Origin of the sequence: Microbispora sp. GKU 823 (genome assembly GCF_002027145.1) — a bacterium.
In the GTDB taxonomy this organism is placed as follows: domain Bacteria; phylum Actinomycetota; class Actinomycetes; order Streptosporangiales; family Streptosporangiaceae; genus Microbispora; species Microbispora siamensis.
This window is the reverse complement of record NZ_MWJN01000058.1, coordinates 31,888-54,599: the sequence shown is the minus strand read 5'-3', so window position 1 is coordinate 54,599 and position 22,712 is coordinate 31,888. Positions and strand designations below refer to the sequence as shown.

Below are 22,712 nucleotides of genomic sequence, written 5' to 3'. Positions count from 1 at the left end.
TTAAACGCTCTGCCCTTCTGTAGGGCGTCATCGAGATCTTTGTGTGTGAGGCAAGATTTGACCTCTCCTGCGGCGGCAACTCCTTCTATCCGATCGCGCTCGACGTACCCGCCGAGCGCCTGCCGGGCCTGGTGCTGACGCTGCTGCTGTGCCGCGACCTGACCTCGGTCGCCGCGGGACCCTTTTTTCGGCCGGGTGGTCGCCCGCGTGGGGGCTGCGCGGCGCGGTGGCGGTGTCCGGTGCGTGCGCGGTGGCCGGGCTGGCCGCGGTGGGGCTGGCAGGGAACGCGTTCGCCGGGGTCGCGGCGGGCGCGGTGCTGCACGGGCTGGCCGGGGCCACCGGCATCGGGGCGACCAACCTGCTGGCGACCGCGGAGGACACCGCCGGCGGCACCGGCCTGCGGCTGGCCGCGACGAACTACCTCAACGGCGCCGGCATGCTGGTCCTGCCGGTGGTGTTCGGAGTGCTGCTCGACGCGTCCGGGCCCGCCGGCGTGTTCCTGGCCGGCGCCTGCGTCTCCGCCGCGATGCTCGCCGGCGTCCTGGCGCTCACTCCGGCCGCACCCCCGGCGCGGGCACGGTGAGCGGGACTGCCATCGGGCCGCGCCGGGTGGGCACGTCAGCCGGTGGCCGTCTCGAACCGCCACGGGCGGGGCAGCACCAGGACGCGCGCGTAGGTCAGCACGGTCAGGTCGCGCACGCCGTCCGTGGCCAGGATGCGGCGCATCAGCGCGGCGAGGTCCCTCGCGGAGCCGCAGGCCGCCTCGGCCACGACGTGGAAGCGGCCCGCCGTCAGCGTGACGATGGGCAGTTCGGGCAGCGCGACCAGGGCGTCCAGGGCGGCGTCGGGGGAGCCGCCCAGGGTGATCCCGACGGAGGCCATGGTGACGGGATCGGTGGACACCCGGTCCACCATCGCCGTCGCCTGGATCGTGCCGTCGCGGAACAGCGCCTGGGCCCGCTTGCGCACCGCCCAGTAGGGGACGCCGAGTTCGGCCTCCAGCTCGCGGTAACTGGCCCTCGGGTTGTCGACGAGCAGGCGCAGCAGCGCCACGTCGAGATCGTCGAGGTCCGGCCGCCGCGGCGCCGGCGGGCCGGACCGCCGCGGCCTGCCCTGGCTTTCCCACTTGGCCACGTCGAGCTGACGCCAGACCTCGTAGTCCCGCACCCCCTCGATCGTGCCGGCGATGCGCTGCACGATGTCGGCGAGATCGGCGTCGTCGCGGGCGCCGACCTCGCACATCACGTCATACGCGCCGACCGTCTGCGCGGCGAAGGTGACCTGAGGGTGGGCGTTGAGCGCGGCGCGCAGCCGCTCGACGGGGCCGCGATAGCGCAGGCCGACGGTGCCGAGCACGTCGTAGCCGAGGATGGCCGGGTCCACCAGGCCGATCACCCGCAGGACGCCGTCGCCGGCCAGCCGTGCCATGCGGGCCCGGACCGCGTCGGCGGACAGGCCGACCTGCTCTCCGATGCGCGCCAGCGGAGCCCGGCCGTCCTCCCGCAGCAGGTCGATGATCGCCTGGTCCTGCCCGTCAAGTTCGTATCGCTGCGTCAAGGATCCGCTTCCCGTTCCCGTCACCCGCCCGCGACAAGCCTCCCGCCCCGGACAGTCTGGCACAGCCCCTCTACAGGCATGAACGCGTGCGCACGGGAGCGAAGCGGCAAATTTCCACGATCAACTCCGCAAGAAACGATGAAAATGCGAACAGACAATCCTCCGTCGGCGCCGGATGTCCACCCGGGCCCCGTCGGGCTGCTGACACACCGTCCCTGGCGGCACTGGCTCCTCGGTTCCCTGTTGGCCCGGCTGCCCACCTCCATGGCGGGGCTGGTGCTGATGCTCGTGGGCGAGCGGGTCAACGGCTCGCTGGCGGAGGGCGCGCTGCTGGCCGGGGTGCTCAGCCTGTGCTCGGGGCCGCCCGGCCCGCTCTTCGGCCGACTACTCGACCGCCTGGAACTGCGCCGCGCCATGAGGGTGACCGTGGCCCTGTCCGGCCTGGTCACCATGGGCCTGGTCGTGGCCGCCGAGGTGGGGGCGCCGGTCTTGGTGTTGTACGTCCTGTCCGCCGGCCTCGGGCTCGCGACGGCGGGGATGTGGGGCGGCATGCGGGCACTGCTCGTGGTGACGGTTCCCGCCGTGCAGCTCCGCCGCGCCCACTTCGCCGAGTCCCTGCTCGTCGAGTTGTGCTCGGTGGTGGGCCCGATCCTGGTGAGCGTGCTCGTGGTGGCGGGCGGGGCGGTCGCCGCGCTCGCCGGGATGGCGGCCCTGTCGCTGCTGGGCGCCTGGCTCATGCGGGCCGTCCCGCCGCTGCCGCCGGCGCCCCGGCGCCCGGACGGCCTGCTCCCGCCGCGCGACACACAGCTCGTCTCGGCCCTGGTGCTGTGGGTCGGTCTGGCGTACGGGCTGCTGATGGCCAACGTCCCGCAGCGCATGGCGCAGTACGGCCTCGGCTCGGGCGCCTCCGGCTGGTTCACCGCGGCCCTGCCCGCCGGGGCCTGCCTGGGCGGGATCGTGGTGAGCGCCTGGCCGCCGGCCCGCCACCGCGCCCTTCCGGTCACGCTGGCCATGCTGCTCGCCTCCGCCGCGCTGGCCGTGCCGCCCGGGCTCGCCGGCGGCCCTCTCGGGTACGCCGCGGGGCTGTTCGCCGCCGGGCTGTTCATGGTGCCGCTCAACGGCCTGATGGCGACCGAGATCGAGGGACGCATGGGCCTGCGCCGCAGGGCCGAGGCGTTTTCCTACTTCGGGTCCGCCTCCGTCGCCGGCGGCTCCGGCGGCTACTTCCTCGCCGGTGCGCTGGACGGCAGACTGGACCCGGCCGCCGTCGGCCTGCTCTCGTCCGCCGCCTTCCTGCTGCTGGCGCTGGTCCTCGCCGCCGTGCTCCTGCACTGCGCCCGCCGCAGCCGCTGACTCTCGCGGGGTGCGAAACCGCTGAAGGCCCGAATCGCCCAGCCTGCCGTTCAGGCGCCGCCCGCGGACGCGCCGGTGGTGCGCCGCGGGCGGCGGTGCTCCACCACGCGGTCGCCCTCGCCGGGGAAGACCATGATCAGCAGGTGCTGGGGCGTCATCGCCTCCCAGTCCGGCTGCCGGTAGTGGACGCGGATCCGATAGTGGCCCTTGCCACGGAACGCCAGATTCGGCAGGCCCTCTCCGGCCATCGGGTCCATCAGCTCGATGTGCCCGGTGAGGCTCCGGTAGCCGACCTCGACTACCTGATGCCACCCCTTCACCTCTACCGGCGGCCTCGTGCGGTAGGTCTCGGCGGTCACACAGATGTCGTAGTCGGAGTGGCTGAGGATGATCAGGTGTCCGGGGGCGGCGGCGACCAGGTCGTCGTCCTGGGCCCTGTCCAGCAGGCCGTCGTCGAAAGGGTCCTCCGGCAGGCTCTCGCCGTACTCGAAGGACTCCATGACGCCGTAGTCGGTCCGCATCCGCTCACGGACGACGCGTACGGGCTTGATCAAGGGGTGGTGCCGGGAGTGGTCGCACACCTTCTGGTTGGCGGCCTCCCGCGCCTGATACTCGGCCTCCTCGGCGTTGATCTCCGCCTGGGCCTTCGCCGCGGCCGGGGGACAGATGGGGGTGATCAACCTCTCGTCGGCGTGAGGGCCCGGGTAGACCTCGCACATCGCCCGCCCGTACGCCAGCAGGTCCCGGTCGGATATGGCCGCGAAACGCCCGCTCGAGCGCGCCCCGCAGATGAAGGCCCTTTCGCCGGTGGGCACTCTCGCCGCCTCGTCGTACCGGGGCGCGCACTCACCGAGGGTGGTGATGCGACCGTGCGCGAGGTCGGCGGCCGGCAGCGCGGCCAGCAGCGCGAGCACCGCCAGCGGTGGCCCGGCCCGCCGGGCGGCGCGGGCGCCCGCGGCGGAGGGCCGGTCCGCGGCGTCGTTCAGGCTCGTCCCGTCGCCGTGGTCCGGCAGGCCACTCTGACTGGGTCCGGCATCGTGGTCGGCCGCGGACCGCCGGGCCCGCACCAGCGGGACTGCGGCCGCGAGCGCGGCGACGGTGGCGAGCGTCGCGGGCGCGACGCCGCCCAGTTCGGCCAGCCGATCCGCGGGCTCCTCCAGGAGGCTCCCCACGCCGTCGGCCAGAGTGGTGAGGACGACCAGCAGGGCGCCAGTCCGGCCGAGCAGCCGGTGAGGCGTGACGACCTGCCGGTGGCTGAGCAGGGAGACGGCGGCGATCGCCGTCCCGGTGGCCGGGACGGCGGCCCCGAGGACGTACCAGATCCACCCCGGCCCGGTGCCGGACAGGGCGAGCAGCAGGGTGAACGGCCCGCTCGCGAGCAGCGCCCACCAGGCCAGGCGGAAGGCCCCGAGCCTCCGATGCAGCAGCACGGCCAGCAGCGCCCCGAGGACGGACGGGATGTACGCCGGCGCGCTCATCATCCACCGGGCGAACCCGCTGTTCGCCCCGCTCAGGGCGTGGAACGCCGTCTCCCACGCCCCGCCCGCCGCCGCGTCGGCGATCTCGGCGAACAGGGCCGACAGCACCAGGTAGAGGGCGATTGCCCGCACCACCGGATGCCGGATCGTGAAGCGGATTCCCTCCGCGGCCTCCCGGCACAGCCCCGCCCCGGGCGGCGGCTGCCTCTCGACGGCGGAGACGCCCCGAAACAGCGCCGCAGCCACGGCCAGCGCCAGGCCGACGGCGAACAGGAACGCGGAACCCTGCCAGATGGTCCCCGTCAGCATCATCGGCACGACGACGATCTGCGGCAGAAGGGTCAGCAGGGCATTCGCCGGAAGCAGGCGCGCACGCCGTACCACGGACGGCAGATACGCGTCCTGGGCGAGCCCTGTCACCATAGCCAGGACGCCGCTCGCCGGCATCACCGCGAGGAGAAGTGGCCAGGTGGGTGCCCCGAGAGCACCGGCCGCCGCGACGGACGTGAGGGCCGCCGCTCCCAGCAGCGCCGACCTCACCAGGACGGACCGGCGTCGCGACCGGTCGATCAGCACTCCCAGCGGCAGCGCCAGCACGAGGATCGCGACCGGCTCCACCGCCCGGTCGACCATGACGAGGAGCTTCGTCAAGACACTTCCGTCAGCGGTCCACAGAACCGATTCGGCCAGCGGGAAGGAGACGCAGACGACGGCGGCGGCGAGCGCGAAGAGCGCGAACCGCCGTCGTGCCGGGCTGGGGGAGGTCATCCGGTGATCTTCGCGGCGACCCTCTGATCAACGCAAACCGCCTCCGGCCTTCCGGCATTCGATCGATGTCCCTCAAATTTGATGGACGTTACCAATTCTTAACAGGATGTATCTAGACAGGTCATCTCACACCGGTGGACTCTTCCTCATGTAACCGCATAGCTCCGCGAATGGCGAGGGTTATCAGTCATATTTGACGTACATGTCAGCTTGGCGATTAACGTTTTGCATATCGCGAGTCCCTAGCGATCGCGCCCCCGGCCCGCCGAGCCCGTTCGAATGGATCCCTGACCAGTGAGCGACGTCCCCAATCCGATCTCCTCTCACCTGTCCCACCAGGAGCTGCTGCTGCTCGACATCGTCGCCGAGTCGGCCGACCCCGTCGGGGCGCGCATCGCGACGCGCCGCCTGGGCGACAGCGGCATCGCGCTCAGCGAGGCCAGCACGTCCCGGCTGCTGGCTCGGCTGGACGAACTGGGGCTGACCGTCTCCTCGGGACGCAAGGGCCGCACGGTCACGGACGCGGGCCGTCGCCTGGCGCAGTTCACCCGGCGCACCCGGCGCCAGGCGAAGGGACTGCACCAGGCGCTGGACATCCAGAACGCGCGTCAGCTGCTCGACCTGCTGTACGCGCGGCGCGGCGTGGAGCGCGAGGCCGCCCGATGGGCCGCGACGCGGGCCACCCCCGACGACATCGAACGGCTCGAAGAGCTGGTGAACGGCCACCGCGAGGCGCTCGACGTCGGCGGCGACGCCCGTCTGTGCGGTATGCGCTTCCACCGGGAGATCTTCCACATCTCCCGCAACCGCCTGCTCCAGGCGATCGGCGACGTCGTGCTCGACGAGTCGCTGGAGCCCCTGGAGTTGGTGCTGGACGTCATCACCGGCGGTCACGGGACCTTCGCCCAGTCCGCCCCCGAGCACACCGACGTCCTGGCGGCCATCCGCGCCGGCGACCCCGACGAGGCCGAGCGGACGATGCTCGCGCACGTCAACCGGCTTATCGAGGAGGCCGAGCGCGCCGCGACCGACCGCGGCGCCGAGGTCGTCAAACGCCTGATCGAGCTCACGCTCTGAGGCGCCACGGGCTCCCGCCCACCGATCGCACGAAGAAGAAGGTGATAGGAGATGGGATCGTCAACGTCCTCCGCTCCGGTCGTCCATCTCGATTCTCCGGCCGAGATCCCCCCGGAGGACCGGCTGCACGCGCGCTCCCATCCGATGCGATGGGTGACCGGCGCGCTCGTCCTGGTCGTCCTGGGCTTCCTCGTCCTGTCGTTCGCCCGGGGTCAGATCGACTGGGGCGTGGTCCGGGGGTTCCTCACCGCGCAGAAGATCCTGTCGGGCTTCGCGCAGACGATCCTGATCTCGGTGCTCGCCATGCTGATCGGCATCGCGCTCGGCACCTGCTTCGCGGTGATGCGCCTGTCGGCGAACCCCGTGGTGTCCACCATCGCCTGGCTGTACGTGTGGCTGTTCCGGGGCACGCCGGTTCTGCTGCAGCTGATGATGTGGTTCAACCTCAGCCTGATCTTCCCGACCCTGGGCGTCCCTGGCCTGTTCCAGGCCCAGACGATCAACGTTGTCACGCCGTTCGTCGCGGCACTGCTCGGCCTGGGGATCAACGAGGGCGCCTACCTGACCGAGGTGATCAGGGGCGGCATCCTCTCGGTGGACGCCGGTCAGACGGAGGCGGCGTCGGCCCTGGGCCTGTCCCGGAGGACGGCACTGGCCAAGGTGGTGCTCCCGCAGGCGATGCCGGCGATCATCCCGCCCATCGGGAACGAGGCGATCGGCATGCTGAAGACCTCCTCGCTGGCCGCCACCATCTCCTACACCGAGATCCTGACCAACGCCCAGCAGATCTACTACGTCAACGGCAAGGTCATGGAACTGCTGATCGTGGCCGCCTTCTGGTACCTGGTCGCCACGTCCGTCACCAGCGTCGGCCAGTACTACCTGGAACGCCGCTTCCACCGTTCGGCCGTACGGCGCCGCAGCGCGGCGGACCAGATCGTCACCGCGGCGCTGGCCAGGCTGAGGAGGGGTGCGCGATGAGCGCGATGGTGCGGATCGAGAACGTCCACAAGTCGTTCGGCGGCCTGCGGGTCCTGCGCGGCGTCAGCGCCTCCTGCGAGCGGTCCGAGGTGGTGTGCCTGATCGGGCGCAGCGGATCGGGCAAGAGCACCCTGCTCCGCTGCGTGAACCACCTGGAGAAGCCCGACGCCGGGCGGATCACGGTCGACGGCGAGCTGATCGGCTACGAGGACCGGGGCGGGCGGCTCGTCGAACGCCGCGAGCGTGACATCGAACGGCAGCGCCGCGACGTCGGCATGGTGTTCCAGCGGTTCAACCTGTTCCCCCACCTCACGGCGGCCGAGAACATCGCCCTCGCGCCCAGGAGGCTACGCGGTCTCGGCAAGGCGGAGGCCCGCGAGCTGGCGGTCGGCGCGCTGGAGCGGGTCGGCCTGGCCGACAAGCGAGACTCCTACGCCCGCCATCTGTCGGGCGGCCAGCAGCAGCGGGTGGCGATCGCCAGGGCCCTGGCGATGGAGCCGAAGGTGCTGCTGTTCGACGAGCCCACCTCGGCCCTGGACCCCGAGCTCGTGGGCGAGGTTCTCGGCGTCATGCGCGCCGTGGCCGAGCAGGGGATGACCATGCTGGTCGTCACCCACGAGCTGCGCTTCGCCCGCGAGGTCGCCAGCCAGGTGCTCTTCATGGAGGACGGCGTGATCGTCGAGGCGGGGCCGCCCGGCGAGGTGCTCGCCCGGCCCCGGCACGAGCGGACCCGCGCCTTCGTCTCCAGCGTCTTCCGATGACTTCGGCTCCCCACAACCCCCAGCCAGAGATGGAGTTCCCGACATGAGCAACAAGACGATCGCCGGCCTGCTCGCGGGGGCGGCGCTCGCCCTCACCGCGGGCTGCGGGAGCCCGGAGGCCACCGGAACGACCACGGCGGCCGCGCCCACCCAGAGCGTGCCCGCCGGCACGGCGAACCCCGAGATCCACGCGATGCTGCCCCAGGAGATCAGGGATCGCGGATACCTCACCAACACCGTGCAGTCGCCGAACGCCCCAATGGAGTACACCGAGGCCTCGGGTGGCCCGCTGATGGGCGTGGACATCGACCTCGTCCAGGCCCTGGGCGAGGTGCTGGGCGTGCAGATCAAGACCTCCGTCGTCAACGACTTCACCCAGCTCATCCCCTCCGTGCAGACCAAGCGCACCGACATCGTGATGTCGGCGGTGAAGGACCTGAAGGAGCGCCAGGGGTCGGTGAGTTTCGTCGACTACTTCATCACCGGCGACCAGTTCATCACGACGGCCGCGCAGGCGTCCTCCTTCAGGAGCGTCGCCGACCTGTGCGGCAAGACGGTGGTCGCGGCGAACGGCACCAGCTACTTCAGCGTCATCGAGAGGCTGTCGGCCGAGCACTGCGCCGGCAAGCAGCCCATCAAGTCTCTCGGCGCGGTGTCCGCCGCCGAGCAGCTCATCCAGGTCAAGCAGGGCAGGGCCGTCGCCAACCTGACCGGCCTGGAACCGCAGGCGTACCAGATGAAGGTGGAACCCGGCGTGTGGGCACCCACGGCGGGCGAGCCGTTCGACCGCGCGCCGTACGGCGTGGTCTTCGGCAAGGACGACGAACAGCTCGGCAAGGCCGTCCAGGCCGGGCTGAACGAGCTGATCAAGACCGGGACCTACCAGAAGATCCTGGCGAAGTGGAACCTGTCCGCCGCCGCGGTGGACGAGGCGACGATCAACGGCGGGAAGTAGGAGCGTTCCATGACCATCACGCACGACTTCACCGGGCAGACCGTCGTGATCACGGGTGCCGCCAGCGGCATCGGCGCCGCGAGCGCGACGGCCTTCGCCGCCGCGGGCGCCTCCGTCTGGGTGCTCGACGTCGACGCCGGCCGGGGCGAGGCGGTGGCGGCGGACATCGTGTCCGGGGGCGGGCGGGCCCGCTTCCTGCGCTGCGACGTGACCGGCGACGCGGACGTGGAGCACGCCCTCGGCGTGGTCCTGGCCGAGGACGGCGGGATCGACGTGGCCTACTGCAACGCGGGCATCGGCTGGATCAAGCCCGTCTCCACCACTGAGCCCGACGAGTGGCGCAGGGTGCTCGACATCGACCTGACCGGCGCGTTCCTGGTCGCCCGCAGGGCCTTCCTCGCCATGCGCCCCCGGCGATCCGGGGTCATCCTGTTCACCGGGTCGCCGCACGGCTACCGGACGATGGCGGAGACCAGCGCGTACGCCGCGGCCAAGGCCGGCATCGGCGGCCTGATGCGGGCGCTCGCCCTGGAGGCCGCGCCCCACGGGATCCGGGTCAACTCGCTGCTTCCTGGGGCGATCGACACGCCCGCGCTGCGGGCCGAGGCCGAGCTGTCCGGCGACGCGGAGGACGCCGTCCGGCGCTGGGGCGCCGTACGGCCGCTCGGCCGGATCGGCAGGGCCGAGGAGGTGGCCGACCTCGCGTTGTTCCTCGCCTCGCCGGCGGCGTCCTTCATCACCGGGGCCGAACTGCTCGTCGACGGCGGCGCGATGGCCGCGCAGCCCGCCGGCCTGGCCACCGTCGCGCCCAAGTGACCCGTCCGGCAGCCGGCTCAGTAGCCCCTGACCGGGTCGATCCGGCCCAGCAGCGGCTCCCCACGCAGGTATCGGGCGACGTTCTCGCGCACCCGTTCGGCGAGGCTCTCGGTGAGGCGGGTCTGCGGGTTGGCGCTGTGCGAGGTGATCAGCACGTTCGGCTCGGCCCACAGGCCGTGCCCGTCCGGCAGCGGCTCGGGGTCGGTGACGTCGAGGGCGGCGCCGCCGATCTCGCCGGCGCGCAGCGCGGCGAGCAGGGCGTCGGTGTCGACGAGCTCGCCCCGGGCCACGTTGACCAGCCACGCGTGCGGGCCCAGCGCGCGCAGTTCCTCCCGCCCGACCATCCGGTACGTCTCCGGCGTGGCGGGCGCGGCCAGGATGGCGTGGTCGGCCCGCGGCCAGACGGCGGCCAGACGCTCGAACGGCACGGTCTCCGCCGCACCCTCGACGGGCTCGCCGGAGCGGTTGACCGCGAGAACGCCCGCGCCGAGCGCGCGCAGCACGGGGATGACCGCCCGGCCGATCCCGCCCGCGCCGACGACGGCCACCGTGCTCCCGCGCAGCGTGCCGATCTGCTCCCGCCGCCACGTACGGCGCCGGGCGGCGGCGGGCAGCCGGTGCACCCCGGCCAGCAGCAGGGCGAGGGCGTGCTCGGCGACCTGCGGGGCGTAGGCGCCCGCCGCCGAGCACCACACGCGCGTCGCGTCGACGAGCCCCTCTCGCGTCCAGCGCTCGACTCCGGCGGAGGGCAGCTGCACCCAGCGCACGCTCGGCGTCAGGTACTCCCGCACGCCCTCGGGCCGCGAGTCGGTCCAGACCAGCGCCTCCGCCCTGCGGGGATCGGCGACGACCTCGCGCCGCGGCGAGAACCGAGTCGACGATCAACGGCGGGTCCGCCGGAGCTACGCAGACGGTGAGCACGCGCCTGTCCTTTCCTGCTCGCGCCGGGCGCCTCCGCGGGCCGCGGCTTTCCTCCCCAACAGTACGGTCCGCTCCCCTCCGCCGATCACCGGCCCATCTCAACCCCACTCGCAAAGGGAGACAACGATGCCCCTTCCGCATGACAAGCACTTCGCCCTCGCCGTCACCGTCGACTTCGACGCGCAGGCGGCGTGGCTGGCCAAGGGCAAGAACGACCCCGCCATCCTGGCCCGGGGCGAGTTCGGGGCCGAGGTGGGCGTGCCGCGGCTGCTCGACATCTTCGACCGCTACCAGATCCCGACCACCTGGGGCATCCCCGGGCACTCGATCATGACCTGGCCCGAGCGCTGCAAGGCCGTCCTCGCCGGCGGGCACGAGATCTGCGCCCACGGCGTCTATCACGAGAACCTCACCGACATGCCCGAGCCCGTCGAGCGCAAGCTCATGGAGCACCAGATCCAGCAGCACCTCGACGTGCTCGGTACGCGGCCCAGGGGCTACCGGGCGCCCTCGGGGACGATGACCCACAACACGTTCACCATCCTCGAGGACTTCGGGTTCGACTGGCACAGCAGCCTGTCGGGCCGCGACTTCGAGCCGTACCACCCGAGGGAGATCAAGGAGATCAACCTGCACGGGGCAACCGTCTTCGGCCGGCCGTATCGCGTGCTGGAGTTCCCGACCTCCTGGTTCCTGGAGGACTGGGTGGCCTTCGAGTACGTCGGCGGATACTCGATGGGCCTGTCCGACACCGACGTGGTCCTGCGGCGGTGGACCGACTCGCTCGACTACGGGCTGAAGTACGTGCGGCCGGGCGTGATGACCCTCGTGCTGCACCCGCAGTCGATCGGGCGGCCGCACCACATGATGATGCTCGACCGCTTCCTGGAGTACGCGACCTCGTTGCCGGGGCTGTGGATCGCCACGCTTAGCGACATCTTCGACGCCTGGACCGCTCCGGCAGCTCCGGAGGCCCCGGCCGCTCCGGCCGCTTCGGCCGAGTGAGGGGACGGGCACATGCCGATCCTGCGTATTGATGCCCGCTACGTGGTGGCCTTCCAGGACGGGGAGCACCGCCTGCTGGAGAACGGCACCGTCGTCGTGGACGGCGACCGCGTCGTCTTCGCCGGCCGCGACTACGGGGGACCGGCCGACGAGTGGGTGGACGCCGGCGACACGCTGGTCACGCCGGGCTTCATCAACACCCACGCCCACCTGGAGACCGCTCCGCTGGACAAGTCCTTCCAGGAGGACGTCGGGCAGCGGCAGTTCTTCTCCACCGGCCTGGTCGAGACCCTGCTGCTGCAGGAGGCGTCCATCGACGAGGAGGGCGTCGACACCTGCGTCGAGTTCTCGATGTCCGAGCTCATCCGTACGGGCACCACGACGGTGATGCACCAGGGGCTGCGAGGCCGGCGGGTGGCCGAGGCCTGCGACCGGGCGGGCCTGCGCGCCTACATCGCCGACGGGTACAAGTCGGGCCGGTGGTACACCCCCGACGGGAACCGCGTCGCGTACGAGTGGGACGAGGACGGTGGGTTCGCCGGCCTGGAACGGGCCGTGCAGCTGATCGAGGACCTGCGCGGCCGCGGTGCTGACCGCGTTCGGGGCTTCCTGTCCCCGTGGCAGGCCAACACCTGCACGCCGGACCTGCTCAAGGAGTCGCGGCGGCTGTCCGACGAACTGGACGTGCCGCTGACGATCCACGCCGCCCAGGCCGTCTTCGAGGTGATGGACGTCATGGCGGCGCACGGCATGACGCCCATCGAATATCTGGAGTCGGCCGGGTTCCTCGGCCCCAGGGTCGTGCTCGGTCACGCCATCTTCACCACCGGCACCTCGTGGCTGAACCTGCCCGGGGACGACCTGCGGCGCATCGCGGACTCCGGGGCCTCGATCTCCTACAACGCCTGGACGTTCGCCCGGCGCGGCATCATGGTCGAATCCCTCCCCGCTTACCGCAGGGCCGGCGTCAACATCACGCTCGGCACGGACACCACACCGCAGTCCATGATCGAGTCGATCCGGTGGTCGGCGATCCTGGGCAAGGTGGCCGACCGGCGTGCCGACTCCTGGCTCGCCGCCCACCTGCTCGACGCCGCGACGGTCAACGCGGCCCGGCTGCTGGGCCGCGACGACCTGGGCAGGATCGCGCCGGGAGCCAAGGCCGACCTGCTCCTGTGGCGGCTCGACACCCCCGCCATGTCACCGGTCCGTGACCCCATCAGGAACCTCGTCTACTACGCGACCCGGGAGGACCTGGCGTCGGTGATCATCGACGGCGCGTGGGTCATGCGGGACGGCGCCGTGCTCACCGTGGACGAGGCGGGGCTCAGCGAGCGCCTCCAGCGGGCCGGCGAGCGCTCCTGGGGCCGGGTGCCGGACCACGACCGGCTCGGCCGGACCCTCGAAGAGGTCGCGCCGTCATCTCTCCGCCCGTTCCGCTGACCGTTCTGTCTCAGATAAAAGGAGTTTCCCGTGAGTGTCGTCGAGAGCAAGCTCGCGTCGATGGGCATCGAGCTGCCCCGGAAGATCCGGCCCGGTGCCGGCCTCGTGCCGGTCGTGCGGCACGGCGACCTGCTGTTCGTCTCCGGTCACGGCCCCGAGGACAACGAGGGCAACCTGCTCTACCGCGGGCAGGTGGGCGCGGAGGTCAGCGTGGAGGACGCGATCAGGGCGGCCCGGGCCACCGGGGTTCAACTGCTGCGGACATTGCGCGACCACCTGGGCGACCTCGACCGGATCGAGCGGATCGTCAAGGCCCTGGGGTTCGTGAACAGCGCGCCGGGGTTCCACGACCAGCCGACGGTCATGCACGGCTTCTCGGATCTGATGGTCGAGCTGTTCGGGGCCAGGGGGCAGCACGCCCGTTCGGCCATCGGCACCTCCAGCCTGCCGTTCAACCAGCCCGTGGAGATCGAACTCGTCGTGGCCGTACGTCCCTGACCGCGCGGGCACGCGGGCCCCGTCACGTGGCGGGCCCCGCGTGCTCAGCCGGCCTTGTTCGGGTGCAGGACCACCTTGGTCCAGCCCTCCTCCCGCGCGTCGAAGTGCGCGTACCCCTCGGGCGCGTCGTCGAGGTCCAGCTCGTGCGACACGATCCAGGACGGCCGGGCGCCGCCCTCGTGGATGAGGGCGCACAGCTGGCGGTTGTAGTTCTTGACGTTGCACTGGCCGGTGCTCATCGTCTGGCCCTTGTACCAGAAGGTCCCGTAGTCGATGGCCACCTCTCCCCGCTTGTAGAGGTCGTTCCCGCCGCCGGGGTCGCGAGGGAGGAAGAGGCCGACGACGGCGATGTTCCCGGTGAACTTCACCGACTTGACCAGGTTGTTCAGCGTCATGTTGGGACGTTCCAGGCCCTCCGGGTCGTGCGCCTGGAAGCCCACGCACTCGCAGCCCCGATCGGCGCCGACCCCCTGGGTGAGCTCCAGGACCTGCTCGACCGGGGAGGACCGGGAGTCGTCGATCGGGATCGCGCCGATCTCCTCCGCCTTGGCCAGCCGGTCCGGATGGTGGTCGATGACCATCACGCCGCTCGCGTTCCTGAGCAGGGCGGAGTAGGCGGCCATCAGGCCGACCGGGCCCGCGCCGTAGATCACGACGGTGTCGCCCGGCTGCACGCAGGCGAGCATGGTCGCGTGCCAGCCGGTGGGCCAGACGTCGGCCAGCATGACGTAGTCGGTTTGCTTCTCCCGCGCGTCCTCGGGCAGGACCAGGCAGTTGAAATCCCCGTACGGCACGCGCAGCAACTCGGCCTGGCCGCCGTTGTACGGGCCCATGTCGGCGTAGCCGTACGCGGCGCCGGCCAGGCCCGGTTCCGGGTTGGTGGTCAGGCAGAAGGCCGTCAGACCCTTCTCGCAGTTGGCGCAGAAGCCGCATGAGATGTTGAACGGCAGGCACACCATGTCGCCGACCTTGACCTGGTCGACGGCGTCTCCGACCTCGACGACCTCGCCGAGGTTCTCGTGCCCGAACACCCGGCCCGGCGCGAAGCTGGTGCGGCCCTCATACATGTGCAGGTCGGACCCGCAGATGTTGGAGGTGGTGACTCGGACGAGCACGTCGGTGTGCCGTTCGATCCTGGCGTCCGGAACGGTGGTGACTTTGACTTGTCGAGGGCCTTCGTAGACCACGGCTTTCATGGCTACTCTCAAACGCGATCGTTACGGCAGACGCGTACGAAGTGGCGCACGGCGCTGGCTTTCCACGACGGCGGCCCGGCGCCGATGCGTTCCGGGCCCACGTGGCCCGCGCTGTATCGATGTGAGAGCCGTACCCCCGCCGGGCAGGGCGAAAACCGCAGCCCGGCCTGGTCAGATGCCCGGCGGTCAGATGCCCCGGTGCTCTCCTCCGCTGACGTTCATGACCGTGCCGCTCACCCAGTCGCCGGACGGGTGAACGAGATAGCGTACGGCGGCCGCGATCGGGCCGGACCCGCCGTATCCCAGCGGGAAACGGCGCAGGTGCTCGGCGCGCTCCTCGTCCGTGGGCGGCGTTCCGGTGCTGCCCGTCGGCCCCGAGGAGATCGCGTTGACCCGGATGCCGAACTGCTCCAGCTGCGAGGACAGCGCGACGATCAGGCCGGACAGCGCGGCCTTCGCCGCGGAGTAGGCGGGGGAGTGGCCGATGCCGAAACCGCCGAGCCTGGCGGCGTTGGAGCCGATGAAGACGACCCGGCCGTTCCCCCGCGGGATCATGTACGGCAGGGCCGCGGACGTGCACCACCAGGCCCCGTTGAGATTGACGTCGATGACCCGGCTCCATTCCTCGGGCGACTGGTTCCAGGTGTCCTGCCGGGCGATGTCCATGCCGGCGTTGTTCACGAGGATGTCGATCCCGCCGAACTCCTCGGCCGTGGCCCGGACGGTCGCGGTGACGTGCTCGCGGACCGCGACGTCCGCCTCGTGGACGCGGGCGATCCCGTCGTCGCCCGCCGCCACGCCCTCGATCCGCCGGTCCGCCACCACCACGGTCGCGCCGTCGGCCGCGAGCGTCGCGGCGATGTGCCTGCCGATGCCGCGGGCGCCTCCGGTGACGAGGGCGACCCGTCCCTCCAACACAGACATGCTGCTCCTTCAGGTGAGATTGATGTAGATCTGCTTGGGCTCCAGGTACGCCTCCAGGCCCTGACGGCCCAGTTCGCGGCCGATCCCGCTCGCCTTGAACCCGCCCCAGATCCCCTCGGTGGGGGCGGCCTGCGTGTCGTTCAGCCATACGACTCCCGCCCGCACGGCCTTGGCGACGCGAAGGCCCTGGCGCACGTCGTTGGTCCAAACGGCGGCGCCCAGGCCGAACGCCGTGTCGTTGGCGAGGCGGATCGCCTCCTCGGCGTCGTCGAAGGGCAGCACGGTCATGACCGGCCCGAAGATTTCCTCCTGCGCGATCCGCAGGCGCTGGGACGGCGCGTGGAAGACGACCGGGGGGACGAAGTAGCCGCCGGCGAGCCGGTCTCCGATGGGCGGCGTGCCGGCGTACACGACCCGCGCACCCTCCCGTTCGCCGATCTCGATGTAGCGGTTCACCCGGTCGCGCTGGCGGGCCGAGACCAGCGGGCCCATTGTGGTCAGCGGGTCCAGCCCGTCGCCGAGGCGGATCGCGCTCGCCCGCTCCGTTATGGCCGCCAGCGCGGCGTCGAAGACGTCCCGCTGGATCAGCACCCGGGTGCCCGCCGAGCACACCTCGCCCTGGTTGTCGAAGACGCCCCTGCACGTGCCCGCGACGGCCTCGTCGAAGGACGCGTCGGCGAACAGCACGTTGGGCGACTTGCCGCCGAGTTCGAGGGTGACCCGCTTCAGCGCGGCCCCCGCGCCGGCGGCGACCATCGCCCCGACCTCCCGGGAGCCGGTGAAGCTGATCTTGTCGATGCCGGGGTGCTCCACCAGCGGTGCGCCCGCGCCCGGCCCGGTTCCGGTGACGACGTTCAGCGCCCCGGCGGGCAGCCCGGCCGCGGCCGCGACGGCGGCCAGTTCCAGAGCGGACAGCGGGGTGTCCTCGGCCGGCTTCAGCACCGCCGTGCACCCGGCGGCCAGTGCGGGGGCGACCTTCTGCGCGGCCATCAGCAGCGGAAAGTTCCAGGGGACGATGAGCCCGCACACCCCGACCGGCTCATGCACGATCATGTTGATGGCCTCGGGGCCCACGGGGGTCACCTCGCCGGCGAGCTTGGTCACCCACCCCGCGTAGTACTCGAAGATGAAGGCCGCCTCCTCCACCTCGGCGAGGGCGTTCGACAGGGGCTTGCCCGAGTCGCGCACCTCCAGCCGGGCCAGTTCGCCGGCACGAGCGCGGATGCCCTCGGCCATGCGGTTCAGCACGGCGGCGCGGCGCCGTGGCGGCACCTCGCCGCTCCAGCGGTTCTCGTCGAAGCAGCGCCTCGCCGCCGTGACCGCCCGGTCCACGTCCGCCGCCCCGCCCGCCGGCACCGAGGTCAGCGTCGTGCCGGTGGCCGGCTCGAAGACCGGCATCCTGGCTCCGTCGCGGGCCTCGGTCCACTCGCCGCCGACGAACATCAGCCGTTCGCCGCTCATTTCCGTGCCTCCTCCGCGCCTCCTCGGGCCGCCGGAGCCATCCCGGGCCACTGACGGGTGTCGATCCGCTGGGGGACGAAGCGTCCGGCTCCGCCCGCGCCCGTGAAGCGGCCGTCGCGGGCCACCACCCGGCCGCGGGAGATCGTGAGCTCGGGCAGGCCGACGCCGGTCATGCCCTCGTACGGCTCGTAGTCGCTGCCCCAGCCGGCCTCGAAGGCCGGCCAGGTCCACTGCCGTTCGGGGTTCCACAGCACGAGGTCGGCGTCCGCCCCCACACGGATGACGCCCTTGCGGGGATACATGCCGAACGTGCGGGCCGGGCCTGTGGCCGACACCTCGGCGAATCCCCGCAGGCCGAGCCGGCCCCGGGTGACCGCGTGGTGCCACAGCAGGGGGACGCGCGCGTCCAGGCCGGGGGCTCCCGGCGGCAGCGCGGTGAAGTCGGCGGCGCCGGGGAGCTTGTGCTCGAGGCCGTACGCGCAGTGGTCGGAGGCCACACTGCCCAGCACTCCGGCGCGCAGCGCGTCCCAGAGGCGGTCCTGCGCGGTGGCGTCCCTGACCGGCGGCGTGATGACGTACTTCCAGCCGTCGGGGCGTCCGTACACGGAGTCGTCGAGCACCAGGTAGTGGGTGCAGGTCTCCGCCTGCACCAGGACGCCCGTCTCGCGGGCGGCCTCGATGGCGGACAGCGCCTCGCCGCCGGATACGTGGTAGACGTACACCGGCGCGCCGAGTTCCCGCGCGAAGTGCGTCACCAGGCCGATCGCGGCGCTCTCCGCGCTGCCGGGACGGCTGCCGGGGAACCGGTCGATGACCGCGCCGGACTCGGCCAGCACCGCGGACTTGGCGTGTTCGAGGATGTCGTGGTTCTCCGCGTGGAATCCGGCGAGCCCGCCCGCCTCGGCCACCGCGGTCATCACCGCCCTGATCTCGCCGTCGTCGAGCCGGTCGTCGTACGTGGTGTAGATCTTGAAGGAGGCCAGGCCCTCGTCCACCAGGGCGGGGATCTCACGCAGCCGGTCCGGAGTGATGCGGGCGATCACCGGGTGGAAGGTGTAGTCGATCACCGATGACGCCGCCTCGGCCATGCGCTCCCGCGCCGCGGCCACGAGCGACCCGCCGGAGGCCGGCACGAAGTCGATCACCGTGGTAGTGCCGCTGACGGCCGCCGCGCGGGTCGCGGAGGCGAAGTCGTCGAGGCTGCGGACGCCTTCCGCGATCGGCCAGGCGATGTGGGTGTGGGTGTCGATCCCCCCGGGAACCAGGACCGAGCCGGGACGGGCCTCGACGATTCGCGTCCCCCTCAGGGTGCCGGGTGCGGCGAGCGCCGCGATCTTCTCGCCCGCGACGCCGAGGTCGGCGACTTCGATGTCGTGCTCCGCCACGACGAGCGCGCCGCTCACTACGAGGTCAAAGTCATCACGCACCAGATATCTCCCGGCGATTATCAATCAATGCAGAACGATGTCTATCGCAAACCCCTTCTTAGTGTCCAGGTCTATCAAAAATGAGGAAGATGGCTGTATGGTGACGATCGTAAATCGTCGCCTCAGTCAGTGAAAGGTGATGCCAACATGACCGCTGTGCAGACCCATGGCCTCGGCAACCGGGACCTGCTCGACCAGTACCTGGCGGCGGGGTTCGCCGGGCGAGTCGGATGGGGGGAGCGCGTCGCCCTCCTGGTCATCGACATGGCCGGCGCCTGGACGCGTCCGGACGAGATGATCGGAGCGAACCTCGACGGCGTGCTGGACAACATCCGGAGGCTTCTGGAGGTCGTGCGTGAGCGGGACGACATCCCGGTGGTGTTCACCACCATGGCGTATGACGAGACGTACTCCGACCTGCCCCTCGTGACCCGGCTCAAGACCCCCCACTCGGAGCGCATGATCCGCGGGTCCGAGCGGGTCCGGCTGGTGCCCGAACTCGACCGCCGCCCGAACGAGGCGCTGATCGAGAAGCCGCGGGCCAGCGCGTTCTTCAACACCAACCTGCTGAGCATCCTCGTCGCCCAGCGGATCGACACGGTGATCGTCGTCGGGTGCAGCACCAGCGGGTGCATCCGCTCGACCTGCGAGAGTGCCCTCGACTACGGCTTCCGCGCCATCGTCCCCGCCGAGGCCGTCGGCGACCGCTCGGCCTCGGCGCACGAGGCCAACCTGTTCGACATCAACGCCCGCTACGCCGACGTGCTGCCCATCGATGAGGTCATCGACCGCCTCGGGCGACGCCCGCGGACGGGCACCGCCGTCACGACTGGCGGGTGAACATCAGCAACCGGTCGAAGATGCGCACCTGGTCGCTACGGGAGAACTCGGTGACCTCGTCGATCAGCCGGGTGAGGTGACGGGCCATCGCCTCCTCCGCCGCCGCCGGATCGCGGCGGCGGATCGCGGAGACGATCTCCACGTGCTCGGGCACGGACTGGCCCACGGTGCCGTGACCACCAGTGATCACGTCGAGGACCTTCTCCAGCGGGATGAGCGACTCGTTGAGCACGGCGCCCGCCAGCGCGCCCAGCAGGTCGCTGCCCGCGATGCGGGCGATCGCGCGGTGGAAGTCCATGCCGACCTGGCGGGCGTCCTCGTCGTCGGCCAGGCGCCTCTCGTGACTGCGCAGGATCTCCTCGAGACTCGCGACGTCGTCGTCGGTCGCCTTGCTCGCCGCCCGGCCGGCGATCTCCCGTTCGACGCCACGCCTGGCGTGCAGCAGGTCGAGAAGTTGCTCCACGGTGCGGATGTCGAAGGCCCGGGCGAACTCCTCCTCGTGACGCTGCCGTGCGGACAACGCCTCGGCACAGCGCCGCCCGTGTTCGGTCAGCGTACGGCCCTTGCGCCCTGACGGCATGGTCAGGCCGAAGTCGTCCAGGCGCTTGAAGATCCGTGAGACGGTCGCCTCGCTGACCTCCAGCCCGCTCTCGCGCAGCTGACGGCCCGCGAGCCGGGCGCCTACGGGACCGTCGGCCCGCAACACGATGCCGAGCAGCCGCTCCTCTTCGAGGTTCAGTTCGGGAGTGGTGCCGTTCACCGCGGAGACGTCGGAAGCCGATGGTCGCGCTCGCCTAGCCACTTTGCGAGCCTCCCCATCCTCAAGGACCCCACTGAAGCGCCCATAATATCGTTCCGTCCAGCGCCCGGAACGCCGTTCGAGTCCCCGTATGGAGGAGCAGCAGCGCGTGAAGACAGAGCACGGGACGCACCCCGCGGCCGGGCCGCGCGTCGTCACGCTCGGCGAGACCATGGCACTGCTCACCGCCGAGCGCGTGGGGCCGCTGGCGCACGCGCCGAGCATGGCCGTCGGGATCGGCGGAGCCGAGAGCAACGTGGCGATCGCGCTGCGGCGGCTCGGCGTGCCGGTGACCTGGATCGGCCGGGTGGGGGCAGACGGGTTCGGCGAACTGGTGGAGCGGGAGCTTCGGGCGGAGGGCCTGGACGTACGTGCCGTCGTGGACGGCGCGGCGCCGACCGGCCTGATGGTGAAGGAGAGGCGGACGAGCCGCTCGCTGAACGTCTGGTACTACCGGACGGGCAGTGCGGGGTCACGCCTCGCCCCCGCCGACGTGCCCGAGGACGTCGTGGCCGGGGCCTCGCTGCTGCACGTCACCGGCATCACCCCTGCGCTGTCCGCTTCCGCCGCCGAGGCGGTGGCCCACGCCGTACGGCTGGCCCGCGCCCACGGCGTGACGGTCTCCTTCGACGTCAACTACCGCGGCAGGCTCTGGACGCGCGAGCGCGCGGGGGAGGCGCTGCGGGACGTCCTGGCCGCCAGTGACGTGGTCTTCGCCGGAGTCGAGGAGGCGGAGCTGTTCGTGGCCCCGAGGAAGGACCCGCTGGATCTGGCGGCCGCGCTGACCGACCTGGGCCCCGCGCAGGCAGTGATCAAACGAGGCGCCGAGGGCTGCGCGGCGCTGGTGGACGGGCTGCGGCTGACCCGCGCGGCCGTGCCGGTGGAGGTCATGGACCCGGTAGGGGCGGGGGACGCCTTCGTCGGGGGATACCTGGCGGAGTTGCTGGCCGGGGCGCCGCCGGAGACCCGGCTGGACACGGCCGTCGCAGCGGGCGCCTTCGCATGCGTGGTCCCCGGTGACTGGGAGGGCATGCCCACCCGCGCCGAGCTGGGCCTGCTCACCCGGCGGGAGGACGTCGCCCGCTGATCTGCGTCGCCCGCTGATCCGTGTCGCCCGCGATCAGCATCGCTCATGATCCGAGTCGCCCGCGATCAGCATCGCTCATGATCCGAGTCGCCTGCGATCAGCATCGCTCATGATCCGAGCCGCTGTGCTCCCCGCCGCCTCAGCCGTGCGGCGACCGGAGGGGGAGCCGGGCGGCGAGGATGAAGCCGCCCTCGGGGGTCGGCCCGGAGAAGAACCGCCCCTGCGCGAGGGAGACGCGCTCCCTGATGCCGGCCAGGCCGTACCCGCCGCCGAGGGAGGGCGCGGCCCTGACCGTCTTCCCGCCGGGGTCGCCGCGGTCCGGCGTGTCGACCACGGAGACGGCCACCTGGTCGCCGGTGACCTCGCAGGTGACGTGCACCCGGGAGTCCGGCGCGTGCTTGCGCACGTTGCTGAGCCCCTCCTGCACCAGGCGATAGCACGCGTGCGAGACCTGTCTCGGCAGCGCCCCCGGGGGAGCGTCGAGGCGGAGATCGACCTTGAGCCCGCTCGCCTGCGCCTCGCCGACCAGCCGGGCGATCGCCTCGGTGCCCTCGGCGAGGTCGGCGTCCTCTCGGCGGAGCACGGTGAGCAACTGCCGCAGTTCGCCGAGCGCCTGCACGCCCTTGTCCTCGATGGTCGCCGTCAGATCCCGGATCTCGCCCGGCTCGGTGGCGTCACGGGCCATGCCCGCGTTGAGCACCATGGCGGTGACCGCGTGGGTGACCGTGTCGTGCATCTCCCTGGCGATCTTTCGGCGCTCCTCGGAGGCGGCGATCTCCTCGCGTTCGCGTACGCCGACACGAAGCTCCCGGATGAGCCGCCGGTAGGCGTACACCCAGGTGCCGACCGCCGCGGGCAGGTAGATGAGGGTCAGCGCGCGGACGACGTTCAGGTAGACCGAATGGTCGGTGTGCGGGTTGCGGTAGTCGACGACGGCGTAGACCACCGAGAGGGCCAGGGCGACGTACTGCCACCGGCGCACCCGGTGTTCCGCCGTCATCGAGAAGACGGCGAGGATCATCGGCACGACCTGCCCGGTGACGCAGGCGCACGCCGCCGAGGCGACGACCGCGGGCCAGGGGGTGCGGCGCCGCACCAGCATGGCCGCCGCGGTGATCACCCCTGTCGCGATCTCGAGCGCGTCCGGCGCACCGCCCCAGAGGGAGAAGCTGTAGCCGATGAGCGTGGTGGGGACGGTGAACGCGATGACGGCCGCGGCGAGGGCCGCGTCCACGAACCAGTCGCGATGCCGAGGCATGCCCCACTTGTCCCACATAATGCTAGTTTGCGGCTTTTGCCCGGTGTTCGTCACGCCGGCCTGCCCATGGCGCCGTCAATGATGGCGGTCTTGACGCAATCAAATGA

The 22,712-nt window shown here is 71.6% G+C and carries 21 protein-coding genes; 12 read left to right on the top strand and 9 right to left on the bottom strand.

Annotated elements, in window-relative coordinates; translation table 11 throughout:
* Positions 1-148 precede the first annotated feature (148 nt).
* Positions 149-583 (top strand): hypothetical protein, encoded by a 435-nt coding sequence (locus tag B1L11_RS27080; protein WP_143737586.1) that lies wholly within the window; start codon positions 149-151, stop codon positions 581-583.
* Positions 584-618: 35 nt separating this feature from the next.
* On the opposite strand, the gene B1L11_RS27075 is transcribed toward B1L11_RS27080, so the two are convergent.
* A complete protein-coding gene (locus B1L11_RS27075; RefSeq protein WP_179155341.1) occupies positions 619-1,557 on the bottom strand; it encodes an Lrp/AsnC family transcriptional regulator in 939 nt (312 codons plus the stop codon).
* Positions 1,558-1,701: 144 nt separating this feature from the next.
* On the opposite strand from B1L11_RS27075, the gene B1L11_RS27070 reads away from it, so the two are divergent.
* Entirely contained in the window at positions 1,702-2,910 is a 1,209-nt protein-coding gene (locus tag B1L11_RS27070) for an MFS transporter (protein WP_179155340.1), read from the top strand.
* A gap of 50 nt (positions 2,911-2,960) precedes the next feature.
* Here B1L11_RS27070 and B1L11_RS27065 read toward each other — a convergent pair whose 3' ends face one another.
* Positions 2,961-5,156 (bottom strand): hypothetical protein, encoded by a 2,196-nt coding sequence (locus tag B1L11_RS27065; protein ID WP_079317337.1) that lies wholly within the window; start codon positions 5,154-5,156, stop codon positions 2,961-2,963.
* A 294-nt stretch (positions 5,157-5,450) separates the two neighbouring features.
* Between B1L11_RS27065 and B1L11_RS27060 the strand changes: the two genes are divergently transcribed.
* From B1L11_RS27060 to B1L11_RS27040, 5 genes are read left to right on the top strand one after another with little or no spacing between them, the layout of a single operon-like run.
* On the top strand, positions 5,451-6,233 hold the full coding sequence (locus B1L11_RS27060; protein WP_079317335.1) for an FCD domain-containing protein: 783 nt from the start codon (positions 5,451-5,453) through the stop codon (positions 6,231-6,233).
* A gap of 51 nt (positions 6,234-6,284) precedes the next feature.
* Positions 6,285-7,214, top strand: a complete 930-nt coding sequence (locus B1L11_RS27055; protein ID WP_079317333.1) for an amino acid ABC transporter permease — start codon at positions 6,285-6,287, stop codon at positions 7,212-7,214.
* On the top strand, positions 7,211-7,975 hold the full coding sequence (locus tag B1L11_RS27050; protein WP_079317331.1) for an amino acid ABC transporter ATP-binding protein: 765 nt from the start codon (positions 7,211-7,213) through the stop codon (positions 7,973-7,975). The genes B1L11_RS27055 and B1L11_RS27050 overlap by 4 nt, the downstream gene beginning before the upstream one ends.
* Before the next feature lie 43 nt (positions 7,976-8,018).
* Positions 8,019-8,930, top strand: a complete 912-nt coding sequence (locus B1L11_RS27045) for a transporter substrate-binding domain-containing protein (RefSeq protein WP_079317329.1) — start codon at positions 8,019-8,021, stop codon at positions 8,928-8,930.
* Positions 8,931-8,939: 9 nt separating this feature from the next.
* Positions 8,940-9,746 carry an SDR family NAD(P)-dependent oxidoreductase gene (locus B1L11_RS27040; RefSeq protein ID WP_079317327.1) on the top strand — a complete coding sequence of 269 codons (807 nt, stop codon included), beginning with the start codon at positions 8,940-8,942 and terminating at the stop codon, positions 9,744-9,746.
* Positions 9,747-9,763: 17 nt separating this feature from the next.
* Here the strand turns inward: B1L11_RS27040 and B1L11_RS27035 are convergent, their stop codons facing one another.
* The gene (locus B1L11_RS27035) at positions 9,764-10,537 is read right to left on the bottom strand and encodes a D-isomer specific 2-hydroxyacid dehydrogenase family protein (RefSeq protein WP_218671341.1); all 774 of its coding nucleotides are present in this window, start codon (positions 10,535-10,537) and stop codon (positions 9,764-9,766) included.
* 256 nt (positions 10,538-10,793) lie between these two features.
* Here B1L11_RS27035 and B1L11_RS27030 point away from each other — a divergent pair, with 256 nt between their 5' ends.
* From B1L11_RS27030 to B1L11_RS27020, 3 genes are read left to right on the top strand one after another with little or no spacing between them, the layout of a single operon-like run.
* The gene (locus tag B1L11_RS27030) at positions 10,794-11,672 is read left to right on the top strand and encodes a polysaccharide deacetylase (protein ID WP_079317325.1); all 879 of its coding nucleotides are present in this window, start codon (positions 10,794-10,796) and stop codon (positions 11,670-11,672) included.
* A gap of 12 nt (positions 11,673-11,684) precedes the next feature.
* Positions 11,685-13,115: an amidohydrolase family protein gene (locus B1L11_RS27025; protein WP_079317323.1), complete on the top strand. Its 1,431-nt coding sequence runs from the start codon at positions 11,685-11,687 to the stop codon at positions 13,113-13,115.
* 30 nt (positions 13,116-13,145) lie between these two features.
* Entirely contained in the window at positions 13,146-13,613 is a 468-nt protein-coding gene (locus B1L11_RS27020) for a RidA family protein (protein WP_079317321.1), read from the top strand.
* Positions 13,614-13,657: 44 nt separating this feature from the next.
* Here B1L11_RS27020 and B1L11_RS27015 read toward each other — a convergent pair whose 3' ends face one another.
* The 4 genes from B1L11_RS27015 to hydA form a co-directional block, all read right to left on the bottom strand.
* Positions 13,658-14,809, bottom strand: a complete 1,152-nt coding sequence (locus B1L11_RS27015) for a glutathione-independent formaldehyde dehydrogenase (protein WP_079317319.1) — start codon at positions 14,807-14,809, stop codon at positions 13,658-13,660.
* A gap of 186 nt (positions 14,810-14,995) precedes the next feature.
* Entirely contained in the window at positions 14,996-15,733 is a 738-nt protein-coding gene (locus B1L11_RS27010) for an SDR family NAD(P)-dependent oxidoreductase (RefSeq protein ID WP_079317317.1), read from the bottom strand.
* Between the two features lie 9 nt (positions 15,734-15,742).
* Positions 15,743-17,194 (bottom strand): aldehyde dehydrogenase family protein, encoded by a 1,452-nt coding sequence (locus B1L11_RS27005; protein WP_079317315.1) that lies wholly within the window; start codon positions 17,192-17,194, stop codon positions 15,743-15,745.
* Entirely contained in the window at positions 17,191-18,621 is a 1,431-nt protein-coding gene (gene hydA / locus B1L11_RS27000) for a dihydropyrimidinase (protein WP_179155339.1), read from the bottom strand. Before hydA ends, B1L11_RS27005 begins: the two co-directional genes overlap by 4 nt.
* 147 nt (positions 18,622-18,768) lie before the next feature.
* On the opposite strand from hydA, the gene B1L11_RS26995 reads away from it, so the two are divergent.
* Complete coding sequence (locus tag B1L11_RS26995) at positions 18,769-19,461, top strand: isochorismatase family protein (RefSeq protein WP_079317311.1); 693 nt, start codon at positions 18,769-18,771, stop codon at positions 19,459-19,461.
* On the opposite strand, the gene B1L11_RS45670 is transcribed toward B1L11_RS26995, so the two are convergent.
* Entirely contained in the window at positions 19,445-20,221 is a 777-nt protein-coding gene (locus B1L11_RS45670; RefSeq protein WP_179155338.1) for an FCD domain-containing protein, read from the bottom strand. The two genes, B1L11_RS26995 and B1L11_RS45670, sit on opposite strands and share 17 nt — an antisense overlap.
* A gap of 148 nt (positions 20,222-20,369) precedes the next feature.
* Between B1L11_RS45670 and B1L11_RS26980 the strand changes: the two genes are divergently transcribed.
* Positions 20,370-21,347: a sugar kinase gene (locus B1L11_RS26980; protein WP_256862917.1), complete on the top strand. Its 978-nt coding sequence runs from the start codon at positions 20,370-20,372 to the stop codon at positions 21,345-21,347.
* Positions 21,348-21,486: 139 nt separating this feature from the next.
* Here B1L11_RS26980 and B1L11_RS26975 read toward each other — a convergent pair whose 3' ends face one another.
* On the bottom strand, positions 21,487-22,605 hold the full coding sequence (locus B1L11_RS26975; protein WP_143737583.1) for a sensor histidine kinase: 1,119 nt from the start codon (positions 22,603-22,605) through the stop codon (positions 21,487-21,489).
* Positions 22,606-22,712: the final 107 nt, after the last annotated feature.

Coding starts and splice junctions, on each gene's coding strand:
- B1L11_RS27065 (WP_079317337.1), bottom strand. CDS start 5,156: ATGACCTCCCCCAGCCCGGCACGACGGCGGTTCGCGCTCTTCGCGCTC.
- B1L11_RS27015 (WP_079317319.1), bottom strand. CDS start 14,809: ATGAAAGCCGTGGTCTACGAAGGCCCTCGACAAGTCAAAGTCACCACC.
- B1L11_RS27055 (WP_079317333.1), top strand. CDS start 6,285: ATGGGATCGTCAACGTCCTCCGCTCCGGTCGTCCATCTCGATTCTCCG.
- B1L11_RS27010 (WP_079317317.1), bottom strand. CDS start 15,733: ATGTCTGTGTTGGAGGGACGGGTCGCCCTCGTCACCGGAGGCGCCCGC.
- B1L11_RS27050 (WP_079317331.1), top strand. CDS start 7,211: ATGAGCGCGATGGTGCGGATCGAGAACGTCCACAAGTCGTTCGGCGGC.
- B1L11_RS27070 (WP_179155340.1), top strand. CDS start 1,702: ATGCGAACAGACAATCCTCCGTCGGCGCCGGATGTCCACCCGGGCCCC.
- B1L11_RS26975 (WP_143737583.1), bottom strand. CDS start 22,605: ATGCCTCGGCATCGCGACTGGTTCGTGGACGCGGCCCTCGCCGCGGCC.
- B1L11_RS26995 (WP_079317311.1), top strand. CDS start 18,769: ATGACCGCTGTGCAGACCCATGGCCTCGGCAACCGGGACCTGCTCGAC.
- B1L11_RS27030 (WP_079317325.1), top strand. CDS start 10,794: ATGCCCCTTCCGCATGACAAGCACTTCGCCCTCGCCGTCACCGTCGAC.
- B1L11_RS27040 (WP_079317327.1), top strand. CDS start 8,940: ATGACCATCACGCACGACTTCACCGGGCAGACCGTCGTGATCACGGGT.
- B1L11_RS27045 (WP_079317329.1), top strand. CDS start 8,019: ATGAGCAACAAGACGATCGCCGGCCTGCTCGCGGGGGCGGCGCTCGCC.
- B1L11_RS27005 (WP_079317315.1), bottom strand. CDS start 17,194: ATGAGCGGCGAACGGCTGATGTTCGTCGGCGGCGAGTGGACCGAGGCC.
- B1L11_RS27025 (WP_079317323.1), top strand. CDS start 11,685: ATGCCGATCCTGCGTATTGATGCCCGCTACGTGGTGGCCTTCCAGGAC.